Annotated in this window: 15 protein-coding genes; 5 read left to right on the plus strand and 10 right to left on the minus strand. The window is 60.7% G+C overall.

Features of this window, described 5'->3' with window-relative positions; translation table 11 throughout:
- Positions 1-119: 119 nt before the first annotated feature.
- On the minus strand, positions 120-311 hold the full coding sequence (gstI, locus tag OLZ32_RS07580; protein ID WP_027664062.1) for a glutamine synthetase translation inhibitor GstI: 192 nt from the start codon (positions 309-311) through the stop codon (positions 120-122).
- A 432-nt stretch (positions 312-743) separates the two neighbouring features.
- On the opposite strand from gstI, the gene OLZ32_RS07585 reads away from it, so the two are divergent.
- Both OLZ32_RS07585 and OLZ32_RS07590 read left to right on the plus strand, forming a co-directional pair.
- A complete protein-coding gene (locus OLZ32_RS07585; protein ID WP_003541898.1) occupies positions 744-1,784 on the plus strand; it encodes a glutamine synthetase beta-grasp domain-containing protein in 1,041 nt (346 codons plus the stop codon).
- Between the two features lie 242 nt (positions 1,785-2,026).
- Entirely contained in the window at positions 2,027-3,211 is a 1,185-nt protein-coding gene (locus tag OLZ32_RS07590) for a glycosyltransferase family 4 protein (RefSeq protein WP_264400051.1), read from the plus strand.
- A gap of 6 nt (positions 3,212-3,217) precedes the next feature.
- Here the strand turns inward: OLZ32_RS07590 and OLZ32_RS07595 are convergent, their stop codons facing one another.
- On the minus strand, positions 3,218-4,231 hold the full coding sequence (locus OLZ32_RS07595) for an alpha/beta hydrolase (RefSeq protein WP_264400050.1): 1,014 nt from the start codon (positions 4,229-4,231) through the stop codon (positions 3,218-3,220).
- Between the two features lie 160 nt (positions 4,232-4,391).
- On the opposite strand from OLZ32_RS07595, the gene OLZ32_RS07600 reads away from it, so the two are divergent.
- On the plus strand, positions 4,392-4,829 hold the full coding sequence (locus tag OLZ32_RS07600) for a MarR family winged helix-turn-helix transcriptional regulator (RefSeq protein WP_264420411.1): 438 nt from the start codon (positions 4,392-4,394) through the stop codon (positions 4,827-4,829).
- A 270-nt stretch (positions 4,830-5,099) separates the two neighbouring features.
- Here OLZ32_RS07600 and der read toward each other — a convergent pair whose 3' ends face one another.
- From der to OLZ32_RS07615, 3 genes are all read right to left on the minus strand, one after another.
- The gene (der, locus tag OLZ32_RS07605; RefSeq protein WP_264400049.1) at positions 5,100-6,524 is read right to left on the minus strand and encodes a ribosome biogenesis GTPase Der; all 1,425 of its coding nucleotides are present in this window, start codon (positions 6,522-6,524) and stop codon (positions 5,100-5,102) included.
- Positions 6,525-6,542: 18 nt separating this feature from the next.
- Complete coding sequence (locus tag OLZ32_RS07610) at positions 6,543-7,226, minus strand: tetratricopeptide repeat protein (RefSeq protein WP_168314171.1); 684 nt, start codon at positions 7,224-7,226, stop codon at positions 6,543-6,545.
- Positions 7,227-7,556: 330 nt separating this feature from the next.
- Entirely contained in the window at positions 7,557-8,141 is a 585-nt protein-coding gene (locus OLZ32_RS07615) for an NnrU family protein (RefSeq protein WP_003541910.1), read from the minus strand.
- A gap of 121 nt (positions 8,142-8,262) precedes the next feature.
- Here OLZ32_RS07615 and OLZ32_RS07620 point away from each other — a divergent pair, with 121 nt between their 5' ends.
- A complete protein-coding gene (locus OLZ32_RS07620) occupies positions 8,263-9,249 on the plus strand; it encodes a polysaccharide deacetylase family protein (protein ID WP_264420413.1) in 987 nt (328 codons plus the stop codon).
- 272 nt (positions 9,250-9,521) lie between these two features.
- On the opposite strand, the gene sbmA is transcribed toward OLZ32_RS07620, so the two are convergent.
- Together sbmA and OLZ32_RS07630 are read right to left on the minus strand one after the other, a co-directional pair.
- Positions 9,522-10,787, minus strand: coding sequence for a peptide antibiotic transporter SbmA (sbmA, locus tag OLZ32_RS07625; protein WP_017989124.1), 1,266 nt, complete (start codon positions 10,785-10,787; stop codon positions 9,522-9,524).
- A gap of 123 nt (positions 10,788-10,910) precedes the next feature.
- On the minus strand, positions 10,911-12,095 hold the full coding sequence (locus tag OLZ32_RS07630) for an MFS transporter (RefSeq protein ID WP_264400047.1): 1,185 nt from the start codon (positions 12,093-12,095) through the stop codon (positions 10,911-10,913).
- 167 nt (positions 12,096-12,262) lie between these two features.
- Between OLZ32_RS07630 and OLZ32_RS07635 the strand changes: the two genes are divergently transcribed.
- Positions 12,263-12,838 carry a PadR family transcriptional regulator gene (locus OLZ32_RS07635; RefSeq protein ID WP_003541914.1) on the plus strand — a complete coding sequence of 192 codons (576 nt, stop codon included), beginning with the start codon at positions 12,263-12,265 and terminating at the stop codon, positions 12,836-12,838.
- 266 nt (positions 12,839-13,104) lie between these two features.
- On the opposite strand, the gene map is transcribed toward OLZ32_RS07635, so the two are convergent.
- The 3 genes from map to OLZ32_RS07650 form a co-directional block, all read right to left on the minus strand.
- On the minus strand, positions 13,105-13,863 hold the full coding sequence (map, locus tag OLZ32_RS07640) for a type I methionyl aminopeptidase (RefSeq protein WP_264400046.1): 759 nt from the start codon (positions 13,861-13,863) through the stop codon (positions 13,105-13,107).
- A gap of 146 nt (positions 13,864-14,009) precedes the next feature.
- Positions 14,010-15,071 (minus strand): LLM class flavin-dependent oxidoreductase, encoded by a 1,062-nt coding sequence (locus OLZ32_RS07645; RefSeq protein ID WP_264420639.1) that lies wholly within the window; start codon positions 15,069-15,071, stop codon positions 14,010-14,012.
- A gap of 243 nt (positions 15,072-15,314) precedes the next feature.
- Positions 15,315-15,782 carry an SRPBCC family protein gene (locus OLZ32_RS07650; protein ID WP_264420415.1) on the minus strand — a complete coding sequence of 156 codons (468 nt, stop codon included), beginning with the start codon at positions 15,780-15,782 and terminating at the stop codon, positions 15,315-15,317.
- Positions 15,783-15,851: the final 69 nt, after the last annotated feature.

Genomic DNA, 15,851 nt, shown 5'->3' on the forward strand with positions numbered 1-15,851 from the left:
GGGCATGATGCCGAAAAGTGTGCGCGGTTTTCGGACGACATCATGCTCTATTTCTTTGATCCAGATCAGGATTCAGATTTCAGGTCGATCGGGCTTAAAATCATCCTGATCTAGGGGAATCAGGACTTCGTCGGCCGATCGGCGTCGCGAACCGCCTCATCATGGTACCAGCAGCTGTCGAGCGCAGCGTCGCAGACGTCTGCGGCCTCGCGCTCCATCAGCCTGGCGCGTTCGAACCGGTTGGCGTTTCGTATCGCCTTAACGGGAAACTGGTAGATCGTTGCGGATTCGCGATGGAAACCGGTGGGCATGAGATCGCCTCCATTCAGTTCGGCGCATCAACATTTCAGGACCATCTACATAGCACAATGCACATAGTTTATGCAAATTGCATAAAATAAGGGCAATGTTGCAATTGTAATCGGTCGGTATGCTGTCTCGGCCAAAAGCTTCCGATAATTTGTTTAACACTTCATCATTTCAGCCTAACGCCACAATTTTCATCCGGTTCCAGACGGGAAAAGTGCGTTTTCATGGGCGATACTGTCTATGAACGTTAAAAACAGCCTGATTTTCCAAAAGGGAATAAATCGGCTGGCACGCTGATTCGCGATTTTTCTTTCGCACGGCGCCAAAACTGGCACGCTACGTGCTTTTAAAGCGTCATCCCTGGCGGTCGGATGCGCTTGCGCGCCGAGATCACCTCCGGATTTGCTCACCTTCGTAGCATTGAGAGAGTCACGATGACAAAATATAAGCTCGAGTATATTTGGCTCGATGGGTACACTCCGGTACCGAACCTGCGTGGCAAGACGCAGATCAAGGAATTCGACGTATTCCCGACGCTGGAACAGCTTCCGCTCTGGGGCTTTGACGGATCCTCGACGCAGCAGGCTGAAGGCCGCAGCTCCGATTGCGTGCTGAAGCCGGTCGCCATCTATCCCGACCCGGCCCGTACCAACGGCGCTCTCGTCATGTGCGAAGTCATGATGCCGGATGGCGTCACGCCGCACGCATCGAATGCCCGCGCCACCATCCTCGACGACGAAGATGCATGGTTCGGCTTCGAGCAGGAATATTTCTTTTACCAGAACGGCCGTCCGCTCGGCTTCCCTGAGCAGGGCTACCCCGCTCCGCAGGGCCCGTACTACACCGGCGTCGGCTATTCGAACGTCGGCGACGTTGCCCGCGAAATCGTCGAAGAGCATCTCGACCTCTGCCTCGCTGCCGGCATCAATCACGAAGGCATCAATGCCGAAGTGGCCAAGGGCCAGTGGGAATTCCAGATTTTCGGCAAGGGCTCCAAGAAGGCCGCCGACCAGATCTGGATGGCACGCTACCTCCTGCAGCGCCTGACCGAAAAGTACGGCATCGACATCGAGTATCACTGCAAGCCGCTCGGCGACACCGACTGGAACGGCTCGGGCATGCATTGCAACTTCTCGACCAAGTACATGCGCGAAGTCGGCGGCAAGGCTTATTTCGAAGCGCTGATGGCGCAGTTCGACAAGAACCTGATGGACCACATCGACGTCTACGGTCCTGACAACGACAAGCGCCTGACCGGCAAGCACGAGACGGCTCCGTGGAACAAGTTCTCCTACGGCGTTGCCGACCGTGGTGCCTCGATCCGCGTGCCGCACTCCTTCGTCAAGAACGACTACAAGGGCTATCTGGAAGATCGCCGCCCGAACTCGCAGGGCTGCCCCTACCAGATCGCTTCGCAGGTTCTGAAGACGATCTCGGAAGTTCCGACCGCAAGCTCGGCTTCTGCTGCAGCTTGACCTCCCAAACGGCGCCGGTCCACGACCGGCGCCGTGACTTTCTTCCTTCAAATGAACCGCCGCCAGCCGCCGACATAATCGGGGCGATCAGGCCGGCGAAAGCCCTGCAATCCTCGCAATATGGGCTGTAATATTTCCATCATGGTCATGCCTCAAAATAGAGAAGCGGGAATCGCCGTTCCGGAACCCCGCTTAGGGGTTGAGCGTTGGCATATCACTGCGACGCGGATGGAAATCGTGACATGCTGCAACGTCCGGCAAACACTTATAGTGGCGAGAGCTGGGCCAATGCCGCAGCCGCCGGGAACCTGCCCGAGAGGCTGGTGATTGTCACCGATGCCTGGCACCCACAGGTCAACGGCGTCGTGCGCTCGATCGAGAACACCAACCGCGAACTGGCGAAGATGGGCGTCGAGGTTTCGATGGTGACGCCGGAGCGCTTCAACAGCATCCCCTGCCCGACCTATCCTGAGATCCGCCTGTCGATCGCCAATTACCGCCGCATCGCCCGCGAGATCGAAAAGCACAATCCGTCCTACGTGCATATTGCCACCGAAGGTCCGCTGGGGCTGACCGCCCGCCGCTGGTGCCTGAGAAACCGCATGCCGTTTTCGACGAGCTACCACACCCGCTTCCCGGAATACGTTTCCGCGCGCCTGCCGATACCGAAGAGCTGGCTCTACTCCTTCGTTCGCTGGTTCCACAATGGCGGCGCCGGCTGCATGGTGGCAACGCCGAGCCTTGCCCGCGAGCTGTCGGAAAAGGGCATCCGCAACCTCATGCCCTGGAGCCGCGGCATTGACGCCACACAGTTCCGTCCGATGGCGCTCGAGGAAAACCCGTTCGGCTTGGCGCGCCCGATCTTCATGACCGTCGGCCGCGTGGCGCTGGAAAAGAACCTGCCGGCCTTCCTCGATCTCGATCTACCGGGCTCCAAGGTCGTCGTCGGCGACGGCCCGGCGCGCGCCGAGCTTGAAAAGCAATATCCCGACGTCTTCTTCGCGGGCGTGCAGTTCGGCGAGGATCTGGCGAAAACCTACGCCCAGGCCGATGTCTTCGTCTTTCCCTCGCTCACCGACACCTTCGGCAACACCATCCTCGAGGCACTGGCATCGGGCGTGCCGGTTGCAGCCTATCCGGTCACCGGCCCGCTCGACATCATCGGCGAGGATAGCGAAGTCGGGGCGCTCGACCAGAACCTGCAGGCCGCCTGCCTAGCCGCCCTCTCCGCCTCGCGAGAGAAGGCGCGTGAACTCGCCATGCAATATTCCTGGGAAGCGGCGACGCTGCAGTTCATCAACAATATCCGCGCCGCCAACGGCGTCATCACGCCGAAATGGAAGAAGGCCTGGCAGTATGCCACCAAGTCGCTCCCAAGAAGCAGAAAGCCCGGCGAAACCGCCGGGCCTCTCCAGTCCGCAGACTGATTGATTTTACTTGTGAAGCGCGCTGCGAAGCGTGTCGTTCGCGACCGCAATCGCGCTGCGTGCGGCAGGCGTTTCGGCAATGGCGTTCAGCAGCACGAAGTCGTGGATCGTGCCGTTATAGCGCATCGACGTGACGCGGACACCGGCCTGGCTGAGCTTGCGGGCATAGGCCTCGCCTTCGTCGCGCAGCACGTCGTTCTCGTCGACGATGACCAGCGCCGGCGGCAGCCCGTTCAACTGCTCCAGCGACGCCTGCAGCGGTGAGGCCGTCGGCTCCTTGCGCTTGGCCTCGTCGGGCAGATAGGCGTTCCAGAACCACTTCATCGCTTCCTTCGTCAACCACGGGCCATCAGCGAACTCGTTGTAGGAACCATTGTCGAAATTGGCGTCGGTGACGGGGTAGAACAGCACCTGCTGGTCGATGGCAGGACCGCCACGCTCCTTGGCAAGCAGCGTCACCACCGCCGCCATGTTGCCGCCGACGCTATCGCCCGCGACGGCGAGCCTGGAGGTATCGACCTTGAACTCCTTGGCATGTTCGGCGACATATTTGGTCGCAGCATAGGCCTGCTCGATGGCAACGGGATAACGGGCTTCGGGCGAGCGCTCGTAATCGACGAAGACGACGGCGGCATCGGCGCCGTTGGCGATCTCGCGCACCAGCCGGTCATGTGTATCGGCATCGCCCAGCACCCAGCCGCCGCCATGGAAATAGAGAATGACCGGCAGAGTGCCCTTGGCATGTTGCGGGCGGACGATGCGCAGCTTGATGCTGCCTGTCGGGCCAGCCTTGATGACCCTGTCCTCTTCCTGGGCGGCAAGCTTCTTCACGTCGCCCTTCTGCGCGCCCGCCAGAACATTGCGGGCATCGGCCGGCGACAGCGTGTAGATCGGCTTGCCGCCAGCAAGCCCATTGATGAATTTCTGCGTTGTCGGTTCGATTACCGGATCGGCAAACGTGCCGACAGCGGAAGCTGCCAGGAGCGCTGCTGCGGAAACTACGGTCTTGATGGTCGACATTGTCTTGTCCTCTCGGGTTCGATGTTCGTCCTGAACACCGACTTTATATCGCGCACGATTGTTTATTGGACAATTTAAATTTGCGCATGGCAGCTATGCATAAAAATCGCTTACGATTATTTATTGCACGATATAACTTCCATCAGTTCTGGAGAAACCCATGCAGGATCAGCTAAAGCTCGACAATTTCCTCTGCTTCGCCGTCTATACGGCAAGCCACGCACTGAACCGCGTCTATAAGCCGCTGCTCGATACGTTGGGTCTCACCTATCCGCAATATCTGGCGATGGTTTCTCTCTGGGAGCAGGACGGCCAGACCGTCGGTGGCCTCGGTGAAAAGCTCTTCCTGGAATCGAGCACGCTGACCCCGCTGCTCAAACGCCTGGAAACCGCAGGTTATGTCAGACGCGAACGCAGCCGGGAGGACGAACGCGTCGTCGTCATCCGCTTGAGCGAAGAAGGCATTCGCCTGAAGGAAAAGGCGATCGGCATCCCAGGTTGCATCGCCGCTGCCAGCGGTCGCGATGCAGTCGACCTCACCCGTCTCCAGGCCGAGATCGTGGCGCTGCGTGAGGCGCTAAACAAAAGCGTGGCCTAGCAGGTAAACAGGCGGGATGATTATCGCGGTGCTTGTGACACCCCCCTCTGCCCTGCCGGGCATCTCCCCCACAGGTGGGGAGATTGGCTGGACGCACGGGCTTCCCCAAACAATCAGCGTTGCAGCACGACGAAACGGTAGTTGAGCAGAAAGGCCAATCCACTTGTGATCTCCCCACCTGTGGGGGAGATGCCCGGCAGGGCAGAGGGGGTGCCACACGGCACACGCTCACACTCCACAAAACGCCACCAATCAGCGCCAACCCCAGCCCTACGTCCGCCTCTTCTTGCCTTCGAACGGATTGTCAGGCGAGCGGAAATGGATGCGGATCGGCACGCTCGGCATGTCGAAATCGGCGCGCAAGCCGTTGATCAGATAGCGCGTATAGGATTCCGGCAGCGCATCGGAGCGAGTGCAGGAGATCATGAAGGCCGGCGGGCGGGCCTTTACCTGCGTCATGTATTTCAGCTTGATGCGGCGGCCGGAAACGGCCGGTGGCGGATGCTGGACCTGCTGCGTCTCCAGCCAGCGGTTCAGCCGCGCCGTCGAAATGCGCTTATTCCAGACCTTGTCGGTATCGATGATCGCCTGCATCAGCTTGTCGAGCCCCCAGCCGGTCTGGCCGGAGATCGGCACGGCGCGGATGCCGCGCGCCTGCGGCAGCAGCCGGTCGGTCTTTTCGCGAAGATCTGCAAGCACCGCCTGGCGGTCCTCGATCATGTCCCACTTGTTGAAGGCGAGAACGGCGGCGCGCCCCTCGCGCAGCACGAGGTCGACGATCTGCAGGTCCTGCTTCTCGAAGGGGATCGTTGCGTCGAATACGATGACGACGGTTTCGGCAAAGCGGATGGCGCGCAGCGCGTCCGCGACCGAAAGCTTCTCCAGCTTCTCGATCACCCGCGCCTTGCGGCGCATGCCTGCCGTATCGAACATCTTGATGGTGCGGCCGCGCCAGTCCCATTCGACCGAAATGGAATCGCGGGTGATGCCCGCCTCCGGTCCTGTCAGCAGCCGGTCCTCGCCGAGGAAACGGTTGATCAGCGTCGACTTGCCGGCATTCGGCCGCCCGACGATCGCCACGCGCAACGGCTTGGTGTCGTCGTAAACAGGCTCTTCGTCCTCGTCGCTGCCGTCGCCTTCAGCCTGTGGAATGTCGACGTCGGTAACCGCCACATCCTCTTTCTCAGGATAGGCGCGATCCTCGCCGATCGCCGCGACGATCGCATCGCGCAGGTCGAGCATGCCCTGCCCGTGTTCTGCCGAAATCGGCGTCGGTTCGCCGAGGCCAAGCGTATAGGCGTCATAAAAGCCGCTGTCGGAGCCGCGTGCTTCCGATTTGTTAGCGACAAGCACCACCGGCTTGCCGCGCCGGCGCAGCATTTCGGCAAGGTCGGTATCGACGGGTGTCAATCCGCTCTTGGCGTCGACGACGAAAAGCGAAAGATCCGCCTCGTCGATCGCCGCTTCGGTCTGCGCCCGCATCCGGCCCTGCAGGCTTTCCGCGTCGGCCTCTTCCAGACCAGCCGTGTCGATGATCGTGAAGGTCAGGCCCATCAGCCGCGCATCGCCCGGCCGGCGGTCGCGGGTAACACCCGGCGTGTCATCGACAAGCGCCAGCTTCTTGCCTACCAGCCGGTTGAAAAGTGTCGACTTGCCGACATTCGGACGACCGACGATGGCGACCGTGAAACTCATATCTTGTCCTTAACGCGATCAGCCCTGAGCGGCGGGCGCCTTGCCGGATGCGGTAATCAGATCAAGCATCATATGGGCGCGATTGGCAACATTGCGCGGGCTGTCGGTATCGTCGACGATCGACTGGAACCACTGCCGCGCCTGCGCCATGTTGCCGGCTTTGTAAGCGGCAAGGCCGAGTGCCTCGCGCGCCGAATGACGGAAGGCGTTGCCTGGAACGGCCATTTCCTCGATCGCCGCCGAAACCTGTTCGTAAGTGCCGTTCTCGATGAGCAGCCAGCCGGCGCGCATCTTGGCGGCATCGCGCACGGCAGCCGGAACGGCATTGTCCTTGCCGATCTCGTTGAAGGCGGCGATTGCCGCGGCGGCATCGCCCTTCTGCACCTGAACGGTCGCGGCCCGCATGCGCGCCAGCACCGGGTAGGCGCCATGGCCTTCCTTCTCAAGCTTGTCGAGCGCGGCCAGCGCCTCGTCGTTCTTGTTCTCGTCGGCTAGCTTCATCGCCGCCAGGAACTGGTCGCCGGTGCCGGAGGAGCGGTTGTCGTCCCAATAGTCATAGAGAACCTTGCCGGCGGTGCCGACGACGATCAGGATGGCGACGACGACGATATAGCGGCCGAACCGGCGCCAGACGCCCTTCATCTGGTCAGACCGCAATTCCTCATTGACTTCACGGATGAAGCTGTCGTCGTTGAATGCCATTCTCGTCTCCGGCCGCGAAAATACCCATACACCATGCAAAACGCATATTGTCGGGCCTTCTACTCCATTTTGCTGCCGTTGTAAGGGGGATGTGAAAGATTAGAGCAATTCCAGGAAAAGTGCGAAGCGGTTTTCCTAGGCAAAGCGCGAAGCGGTTTTGCCGGGAATTGCGTAGAAACAAAAAGTTAGAGCGGTTCTGAGCTTCCATGAAAGCTGAACCGCTCTAAAGCGCCGCGCGTCCAACAGGACGCGCTAAGGACGCTCTAACACTTTGAATCCGCGCATAATCCTTTCCAAAAATCGGAATCGATTTTTGGGGTTATGCGCAGGTCAGATGACGAGCGGCGAAACGCCGATCAACCATTCGTGCAGCTTCCAGATGATCAGTGCCCAGACGACGATGCCGATGATGATGGCATAGAGGTCGTATTTGGCCGAGACGAACGGCCGGAGCGTGATCTCGCCCGCCCGCTGCCGCCGTTTCAGGGAAATGCGCAGGATGACGCCCCAGGCGAGAAAGGCGGCAAACAGCAGGACCGACGACGTCTCGCCATTGGCAAGCAGGTGCGCCAGCGCCCAGATCTTCACCGACAGCACCATCGGATGTTTGGTCTTGGTCGCGATATGCCCCGCCGGCAGCAGCGAGGCGACGAGACAGATCATCGCGATCAGCATCAGCGTGATTGATATATGCGCCATCCAGACTGGTGGATTGTAGAGCATTCCGGTCACTTGCCGCGCCTGCCCGAAGCCGTAGATCAACAGGATCAGTGTGGCGATGCTGGCAATCGAATAGGCCGCCCGCCAGCCCTTCTCGCCGAGGCTTGCAATCATCGAGCGGCGAAAGTCCGGCAACAGCACCCGCACCAGATGCACCCCGAGGAAAAGTATGATGCCGACGATAAGCAATGTCATTGCGGATCCCTTTCGTGCCGTTTGTGTTGGCTTAGCCGCTGGCGTGAAAAAATGCCAGCGCGACCGCAGCTTCGCCGCAATTCTGTCGGAGGGAAACCGCGAACAAATTGTCGCGGTGCCCATGTCTCGTTCCCTCCTCTCCGCCTGCCTTTCTGTTTCGCTCCTCGTTCCGGCAATTGCAGAGGCGGCCGACCGGCCGAAACAGCTCGTCATCATTTCCTTCGATGGGGCCCACGACAACGCGCTCTGGCTGAAGAGCCGCGAGATGGCGGCGAAAAACGGCGCCCATTTCACCTATTTCCTTTCCTGCACTTTTCTGATGAACGAGGCGGCGAAGAAGGCCTACCAGGCGCCGCACCAGAAACGCGGAAAATCCAATGTCGGTTTTGCCCAGAGCGACGACGAGATCCGCGAGCGCCTCGGCAATATCTGGCACGCCCATCTCGAAGGACATGACATATCGAGCCATGCCTGTGGCCATTTCGACGGCCGCCTCTGGAGCGAAGCCGACTGGTCGGCCGAATACGCCACCTTCCACGCGACGCTTGAGAATGCCTGGAAGAGCGTCGATCTCCAGGAGCCGGCCGGCTGGCAGGATCTGGTCGATCACGGCATCAAGGGCTTTCGCGCCCCCTATCTCTCGGCAACCGCGGGCGCCGACATGATCGCCGCCGAAAAGAAGGCGGGCTTCACTTATGATGCGAGCCTCGTCACCAAAGGGCCTGCCATGCCCATCGAGGAAGACGGCATCATTCGCTTCGGCCTGCCGCTGATCCCCGAAGGCCCGAACGACAAGCCGATTATCGGCATGGACTACAATCTCTTCGTCCGTCATTCCAAGGGCGAGGAGGATACGGCCGATTCCGCAGAATTCGAGGACCGCGCCTATGCCGCCTTCAAGGAGGCTTTCGACAAGCAATATGCCGGCGCCCGCATCCCGCTACAGCTCGGCTTCCATTTCGTCGAAATGAACGGCGGCGCCTACTGGCGCGCTCTCGACCGACTGGTCAGCGACGTCTGCCACCGAACGGATGTGGCCTGCGTCAGCTATTCTGAAGCGATCCCGATGATCGAGGCGCGCGGGAAATTGCAGACGTCCGGTCTTTGACGGCGGCTGCTACCAAGACTGCAAGGTGTCTCTAGATCCGATTGGATGAGACGGCGTGCCGTGTCGCCCCCTCATCCGCCCTATCGGGCACCTTCTCCCCGCTGGGGAGAAGAGGGAATCGAGACGTTGCGGCAAGTCTCTTCTCCCCGCGGGGAGAAGGCGCCGGCAGGCGGTTGAGGGGCAGCACGCAGGACGTTTCCATCCTGCCGCAATACAACCCGCCAGCCCTATCGACCACCGCCTGCCCTTCCCGATCCGGGCAAACTTACCCATCAGCCGTCGGCGTGCACGACGCCCGCATCACGCTCCAGGTAGCGCTGATCAATCTCCGGCAGCGGTTCGTCGTCGATTGCCGCCTCGAAAGCCTTGAGGCGTTTGTGGATCGAGAGCAGTTCAATGATCGTCGTCCAGGAGTTGACGAGATATTGGAACGAGTTGCTGACCTGTCCGAAGGCGGTCGAGATCTGCTGGAAGATACCATAGGTGATCGTGCCCGCCACGATCGTCGGCACCAGCATGAAGACCACGAAGAGCGCGTCGGCCTGGATATAGAAATAGCGGGCGACATTGAAATACATGTAGTGGAAATACATGCGGTAATAGTTCCGGCGAACGTTGCCGAAGAGCTCTCTGACGGTCAGCGGCTCAGCCCGCTCCGCATGGTCCTCGCCATAGACCAGCTCCTTGCGATACGCCGCTTCGACGCGCTGGTTGCGGAAGTTCAGCCCCGGCAGCTTGACGCCGGCGACCGCCAGCAGGAGCGTGCCGAACGCCGACCAGAACAGAGCCAGCCAGAAGAGCGAATTCGCCACCGGCCCGATGAACGGCAGTTCGGTCACGTAATGCGACAGCGCCAGAAGGATCGGAAGGAATACCACGAGCGTCATCACCGAGTTGATGAGGCTGATACCGAGACCTTCGAGCGTGCTCGAAAAGCGCATCGTATCTTCCTGAACGCGCTGGGAGGCACCTTCGATGTGACGCAGCTTTTCCCACTTCGACATATAGAAATTGTTCATCGCCGTTCGCCAGCGGAAGATGTAATGGCTGGTGAAGAAGTCAGTCATGATCGATACGAACATGCTGAGGAATGCGATCTGGCAGAAGACCCACATCAGGCTGTAAAAATTGTCGACGGAAATGCCTGGCTGTTTGGACAATGCGTTCTGCAGGAGGTCGCCAAAGGGCCGGCGCCAGTTGTTGATCACAACGCTGATCTGGACGCCGAAGTAGGTCACGAAGATGATCAGTGCCGAACCCCAGATCGACCAAATCTTCCAGGGGTGGTTCCGCGCCTTCAGATGCCATGCGCCGCAGAAGATCACCGCCGACAGAAGGAAATAGCCGTAGAACCAGACATTTTCGGGCAGCAGGAAGAAGGAGAGATCGATCGGCTGCTGCTCTTCAGGAACTGATGCAAAACCAAGAGAAGCACCAAGACCAGCGGCGAAGAAATACCAGCCAAAAATCGCAGCCAGCGTCCAGATTACGAGCGAAGTAAAGAACGCTTTTGGCTGAGGGAAGAAGGAATGAAACACGGGGAGCTTGCTTTCCTGAACTGTGAGTCTCGGGAGTTCGTCGAACACTGATTGTGCCGGAAACTAAGGCAGTTCGAAGGACGCAGCAATGGGTTCAGCCGATTGTTACGGAGTTGTAACCGGTTAAGCGATTTTCTTGATCACCGGCATCACCAGCGCTGCGCAGGCGACAAGTGCCACGGCGGCGATCATCGTGGGCACGGTGAAGCTGCCCGTGCGCTCAGCGATCCAGCCGGCAACAACAGGCCCGACGATCTGGCCGACACCGAAGGCAGCCGTCATCATCGCCAGGATCCGCCGTGGGCTGTCAGGCGAAAGCTTGCGGCCGATCTGCAGCCCAAAAGCAGTAATCGCCAGGAACGTCGCGCCGAACAGCGCCCCGCCGATCAGCGGTGCGGCAGAAGGCGGCAGCGCCACCGTCGCAAGCACCCCGGCAGCCTCGACCAGAAGGGCTGCGACATAGACGCCGCCAAGCCCGAGCGGCCTGACCAGAGGCTTCCAGGCGAAGAGCGCAACCGCCGACGTCAGCCCGGCGATGAACCAGCAGAGGAATTCGACGAAGGGTCCCGTTGCAGAAAGGCGCGCGATGGTGACGAGGAAGGTCGCGGTGATGACGTAGCCGAAGCCGAACAGGCCGTAGGACAGCGTCAGCAGCACCATCGGCCGGTTCCAGACCAGCGCCGGCTCCTTGCCCGTCTGCGCCGATTGCGCCGGCGCCGACGGCAATAGCAGGAAGACGACGACGAGGCTCGCCGCGCAGTAGAGCGCCCCGCCAATCCAGTCGGCGCGCCAACCGCCCGGCCCGTTGTGAAAGCCAAGTCCGATCAGCAGCACCATGACCGAAGAAAGCGCAATACCTGCCCCCGGCCCGCCGAAATGTGCCGCCTGCACATGGTCGTTGCCGGAAGCAGCCCCGTGGCTGAGCACGATCGACGAGGTGAAGACCATCGCAAGAGCGCTGGCGATGCCCGCCAGGAAGCGAATGATGGCAAAGACGGCGACAGAATCGGTGGCGGCCATGGCGGCCAGCAGGATCGCGGTTGCCAGCAGCGACAGCAGCGCCACCAGCCGCTCACGTCCGGCCGCCCAGCCATAGGCGGCAAGCACGGCACCGACGAGATAACCGACAAAATTCGCCGATGCGATGAAGCCGGCATCTGCCGCCGAAAGCGGCACACCGCTGATCATACCGGGCAGGATCGGCGTGTAGGAGAAGCGCCCGAAGCCCATGGCAGCAGCCATGGCAACGGCGCCGGCAGCGGCGGTGGAGACGAGGTTCGGTGGGGAGTTTCGGGTGCGGGCGAGCATGCCCGTGTTTATCGCGCTGCAGCACCGGCATCACAATCAAGTAATTCTGATCGATCGATCAATTTCCCGAAACGTCGGAAAATTTCTCTCCCTCTTGAAAACAATTATCTTACGATATATGTTTTACGACATAGTCAACGATACATCTAACGATGAAAGGAAGGACCATGAGAGGTTTTAAAGGCGGCATGTTCGGCGGAGATTTCCGCATGGGCCGCAAATTTGCGGCTGGCGATCTCCAGCTCGTCATCCTGGCCCTGCTCGCTGAGCAGCCGCGCCACGGCTATGAATTGATAAAGTTGCTGGAGGAGCGGTCCGGCGGCTTCTACGTGCCGAGCCCCGGCGTCATCTATCCCGCCCTCACCTATCTCGAGGAAACCGGCCTTGCCGAGGTCGAGGTGGAGGGCGCCAAGAAGCTCTACCGTATTACCGAGGCCGGCCGCGGTCGCGTCGAGGAAAACCGCGCCATGATCCTGCATACGTTCGCCAAGCTGGAACGTATCGGCGAGAAGATGGCCCATGTGAAGCGTGTCTTCGAAACCGACCGTCACGGCGCCGACGAAGGCGATGACGGCGATTTCATGCAGGACGGTGGTGATATCCGCGCCGCCCGCATGCTGCTGCGCTCGGCCATGCGGATGCGCTATCCCTGGTCGAAACCCGAAGCCGCCCGCATTGCCGGCATCCTCGAACGCGCCGCCACCGAAATCCTGCAAGGCGGCAGGCCGGGAACGCGGGGCTGAGGCGAAGAGTGTATGGCAAGCTCGGTGAGTTGACGAGTGCGCTAACCTCTCCTCCCTCATTCCTGTGCTCGTCACAGGAATCCAGTGCGCCCAAGTCCTTGGGCGCGGGAGACTCTCTTCAACTCCGATATGGAGTCATTCACCGCGCAGACGCGCGTTGGCTGGATTCCTGTGACGAGCACAGGAATGAGGGAGGAGAAGTGGGGCGCGCGCCACAAAGCGTCGTGGAGATGCCAACCTCGAAGGGCGAGGCGCGCCCTAACGCCCTACGCCCGCTCGTCCGGCAAGGTCAATATCACCGGCCCGTTGCGCGTCGCGACCACCGTGTGTTCGTATTGCACGGTTGGCGCCTTCGGATCGGCATAGAGCGTCCAGGCATCGTCGCCGCCTTCGGCCCATGTCGCGCCGAGTGAGAGAAACGGCTCGACGGTGAAGACGAGACCTTCCGTCATCATCCGTTTTTCCGAAGGGTCCGGCCAGGTCGAGAGCTCGGCCGGCTCCTCGTGCAGCGAGCGGCCGACGCCGTGGCTCGCGAGATTGGCGACCAGCGTATAGCGGTTCTTCTGCGCAAAGGCACCGACGGCTGTGCCGATCTTCGCCAGCGGCTCGCCCGATTTGACCTGGTTGAGCCCGACCCAGAGCGCCCGCTTGCCGTCGCGGCAGAGCCGCTCGATCTTCGGCTTGACCGGCGGCATCGTGAAGGAGGCGCCGGTATCGGCGAAGAAGCCGTCCTTTTCCGCCGAGACGTCGATATTGATGAGATCGCCGGCGCGGATGACGCGCGGGCCGGGAATGCCGTGGGCGATTTCCTCATTGATGCTGATGCAGGTGGCGCCGGGAAACTGGTAGCAGAACTCCGGCGCCGAGCGCGCGCCCGAATCCTCCAGCACCTTGCGGCCGATCAGGTCGAGCTCCAGCGTCGTCATGCCGGGCTCCATCGCCGCCGCCATCACCTGAATGGCGTTGGCGCAGATGCGGCCAATCTCCTTGAGCTTTACCAGTTCGTCGTCGTTTGCGATAACCATTCGTCTGTTCCGGCCTTGCGCAGGACGGCCGCGGCCGCCTTAGAGCGCCGCGCCTCCAACAGGAAGCCCTAAGGACGCTCTGTCACTTCGAATCTGCGCATAGTCCGTTGCGAAAATCGATTCCGATTTTCGGCATTATGCGCTCGTCAAGCCGTGGCTTTCGCCTCTTCGCTGCTATCAGTCAACGCCTTTCTGACGATCGGCGCGACTTTCGTGCCGTAAAGCTCGATGCCGCGCATGATCTCGGCATGCGGCATCAGGCCGATCGCCATCTGCAGCAGGAAGCGGTCGTTCTTGAAGAGTGCATGATGGGCGATGATCTTTTCGGCAACCACCTCGGGATCACCGACGAAGAGCGCACCGTTCGGCCCGCGCGACATGTCGAAATGCGCCCGGTTCGTTGGTCCCCAGCCGCGCTCGCGGCCGATGCGGTTCATCACCTCGGCCTGCGGCCCGTAGAATTGGTCGGCGGCGGCATCAGTCGTGTCGGCGATGAAGCCGTGGACATTGATGCTGGTCTTCAGCTTCGACTGATCCTGCCCTGCCCGGCGCGCGGCCTCGCGGTAGAGATCGAAGAGCGGCGCAAAACGGCGCGGCTCGCCGCCGATGATCGCCAGCGCCACCGGCAGGCCCAGCGCGCCAGCGCGCGCCACCGACTGCGGCGTACCGCCGACCGCGACCCAGAGCGGCAACGTATCCTGCAACGGCCTGGGATAGACGCCGCGCCAGTTGATCGGCGCGCGAAGTTCACCCTTCCACTCCACAACCTCGCTGTCGCGCAGCGCCAGCAGCAGATCGAGCTTCTCCTCGAAAAGCTGGTCGTAATCTTCGAGATTATAGCCGAACAGCGGGAAGGACTCGATGAAGGAGCCGCGCCCCGCCATGATTTCGGCGCGGCCGTTGGAGATCAGATCGAGCGTCGAAAACTGCTGGAAGACACGCACCGGATCATCGGAGGAGAGCACGGTGACCGCACTGGTCAGCCGGATATTCCTGGTCTTGACGGCAGCCGCCGCCAGCACGACTGCCGGAGCAGACGCCGCATAGTCCGGCCGGTGATGCTCGCCGAGGCCGAAGACGTCGAGCCCCACCTGATCGGCAAGCTCGATTTCCTCGATAAGATGCTTCAGCCGCTCGGCCCCTTCCGCGCCCTTGCTGCGGGAGGGGTTGGGATTGACGTCGGCGAATGTGTAAAGCCCCAGTTCCATCATCGGCATCCTGTTGAATTCTCGGCTGAGATAAGGATGCCGGGGATGGAGCGCAAATACAAATTCTGGAACGGAATGTTCGAGAATTTCGATAGGCGGCATGATGTCTCTGACGATCTGGAAGATAGATCGAAGACCAATTCGAATCTGAATTCAACGACTTCGAAGCACCGGCGGAATCATCTTTCGAACCGCCTTAAACCTTACTTGAAGCGTCAGGACGACGCGGTCTCGCCGCGCCGCTCACATCTTCGCCAGCAGCTCCGCCAGTTGGTCCGCAGCCTTGCCCCATCCTTCGTGGAAACCCATCTTCTCGTGCGCCTCCTTGTCCTCGGCGCGCCAGTGGAGCGCCTTGGCCGTATATTTCGTGCGACCGTTGCCGAGATCTTCGAGCAGGATGAGGCCCGTGAAGAAAGGTTTCTCGGCCGGCACCCAGGCGCTGGTATAGGCATCGGTGAAAACGATCTTCTCGTTCTCGACGACCTCGAGATAGACGCCGTGGTTCGGGTATTGATTGCCCTCGGGATCCTGCATGACGACGACGCTGGAACCGCCGGGGCGGACGTCGAGCGTTGCTTCCGCCACACCCCAGGGACGCGGCACGAACCACTGCTTCAGTAGGTCGGGATCGGTCCATGCCTTGTAGATCTTCTCGCGCGGGGCATCGAATTCGCGAACGAGAACGAGTTCATGTTGCGTGCTGGCGGTCATTTCGACATCTCTCCATTTGAATGAAACCTGTTTCCTGTCAGGTCGTTACAAGGACGTGTCAGAGTTCGC

Source organism: Rhizobium acaciae (genome assembly GCF_025941625.1).
In the GTDB taxonomy this organism is placed as follows: domain Bacteria; phylum Pseudomonadota; class Alphaproteobacteria; order Rhizobiales; family Rhizobiaceae; genus Rhizobium; species Rhizobium acaciae.

Coding starts and splice junctions, on each gene's coding strand:
- gstI (WP_027664062.1), bottom strand. CDS start 311: ATGCCCACCGGTTTCCATCGCGAATCCGCAACGATCTACCAGTTTCCC.
- OLZ32_RS07585 (WP_003541898.1), top strand. CDS start 744: ATGACAAAATATAAGCTCGAGTATATTTGGCTCGATGGGTACACTCCG.
- OLZ32_RS07590 (WP_264400051.1), top strand. CDS start 2,027: ATGCTGCAACGTCCGGCAAACACTTATAGTGGCGAGAGCTGGGCCAAT.
- OLZ32_RS07595 (WP_264400050.1), bottom strand. CDS start 4,231: ATGTCGACCATCAAGACCGTAGTTTCCGCAGCAGCGCTCCTGGCAGCT.
- OLZ32_RS07600 (WP_264420411.1), top strand. CDS start 4,392: ATGCAGGATCAGCTAAAGCTCGACAATTTCCTCTGCTTCGCCGTCTAT.
- der (WP_264400049.1), bottom strand. CDS start 6,524: ATGAGTTTCACGGTCGCCATCGTCGGTCGTCCGAATGTCGGCAAGTCG.
- OLZ32_RS07610 (WP_168314171.1), bottom strand. CDS start 7,226: ATGGCATTCAACGACGACAGCTTCATCCGTGAAGTCAATGAGGAATTG.
- OLZ32_RS07615 (WP_003541910.1), bottom strand. CDS start 8,141: ATGACATTGCTTATCGTCGGCATCATACTTTTCCTCGGGGTGCATCTG.
- OLZ32_RS07620 (WP_264420413.1), top strand. CDS start 8,263: ATGTCTCGTTCCCTCCTCTCCGCCTGCCTTTCTGTTTCGCTCCTCGTT.
- OLZ32_RS07630 (WP_264400047.1), bottom strand. CDS start 12,095: ATGCTCGCCCGCACCCGAAACTCCCCACCGAACCTCGTCTCCACCGCC.
- OLZ32_RS07635 (WP_003541914.1), top strand. CDS start 12,263: ATGAGAGGTTTTAAAGGCGGCATGTTCGGCGGAGATTTCCGCATGGGC.
- map (WP_264400046.1), bottom strand. CDS start 13,863: ATGGTTATCGCAAACGACGACGAACTGGTAAAGCTCAAGGAGATTGGC.
- OLZ32_RS07645 (WP_264420639.1), bottom strand. CDS start 15,071: ATGGAACTGGGGCTTTACACATTCGCCGACGTCAATCCCAACCCCTCC.
- OLZ32_RS07650 (WP_264420415.1), bottom strand. CDS start 15,782: ATGACCGCCAGCACGCAACATGAACTCGTTCTCGTTCGCGAATTCGAT.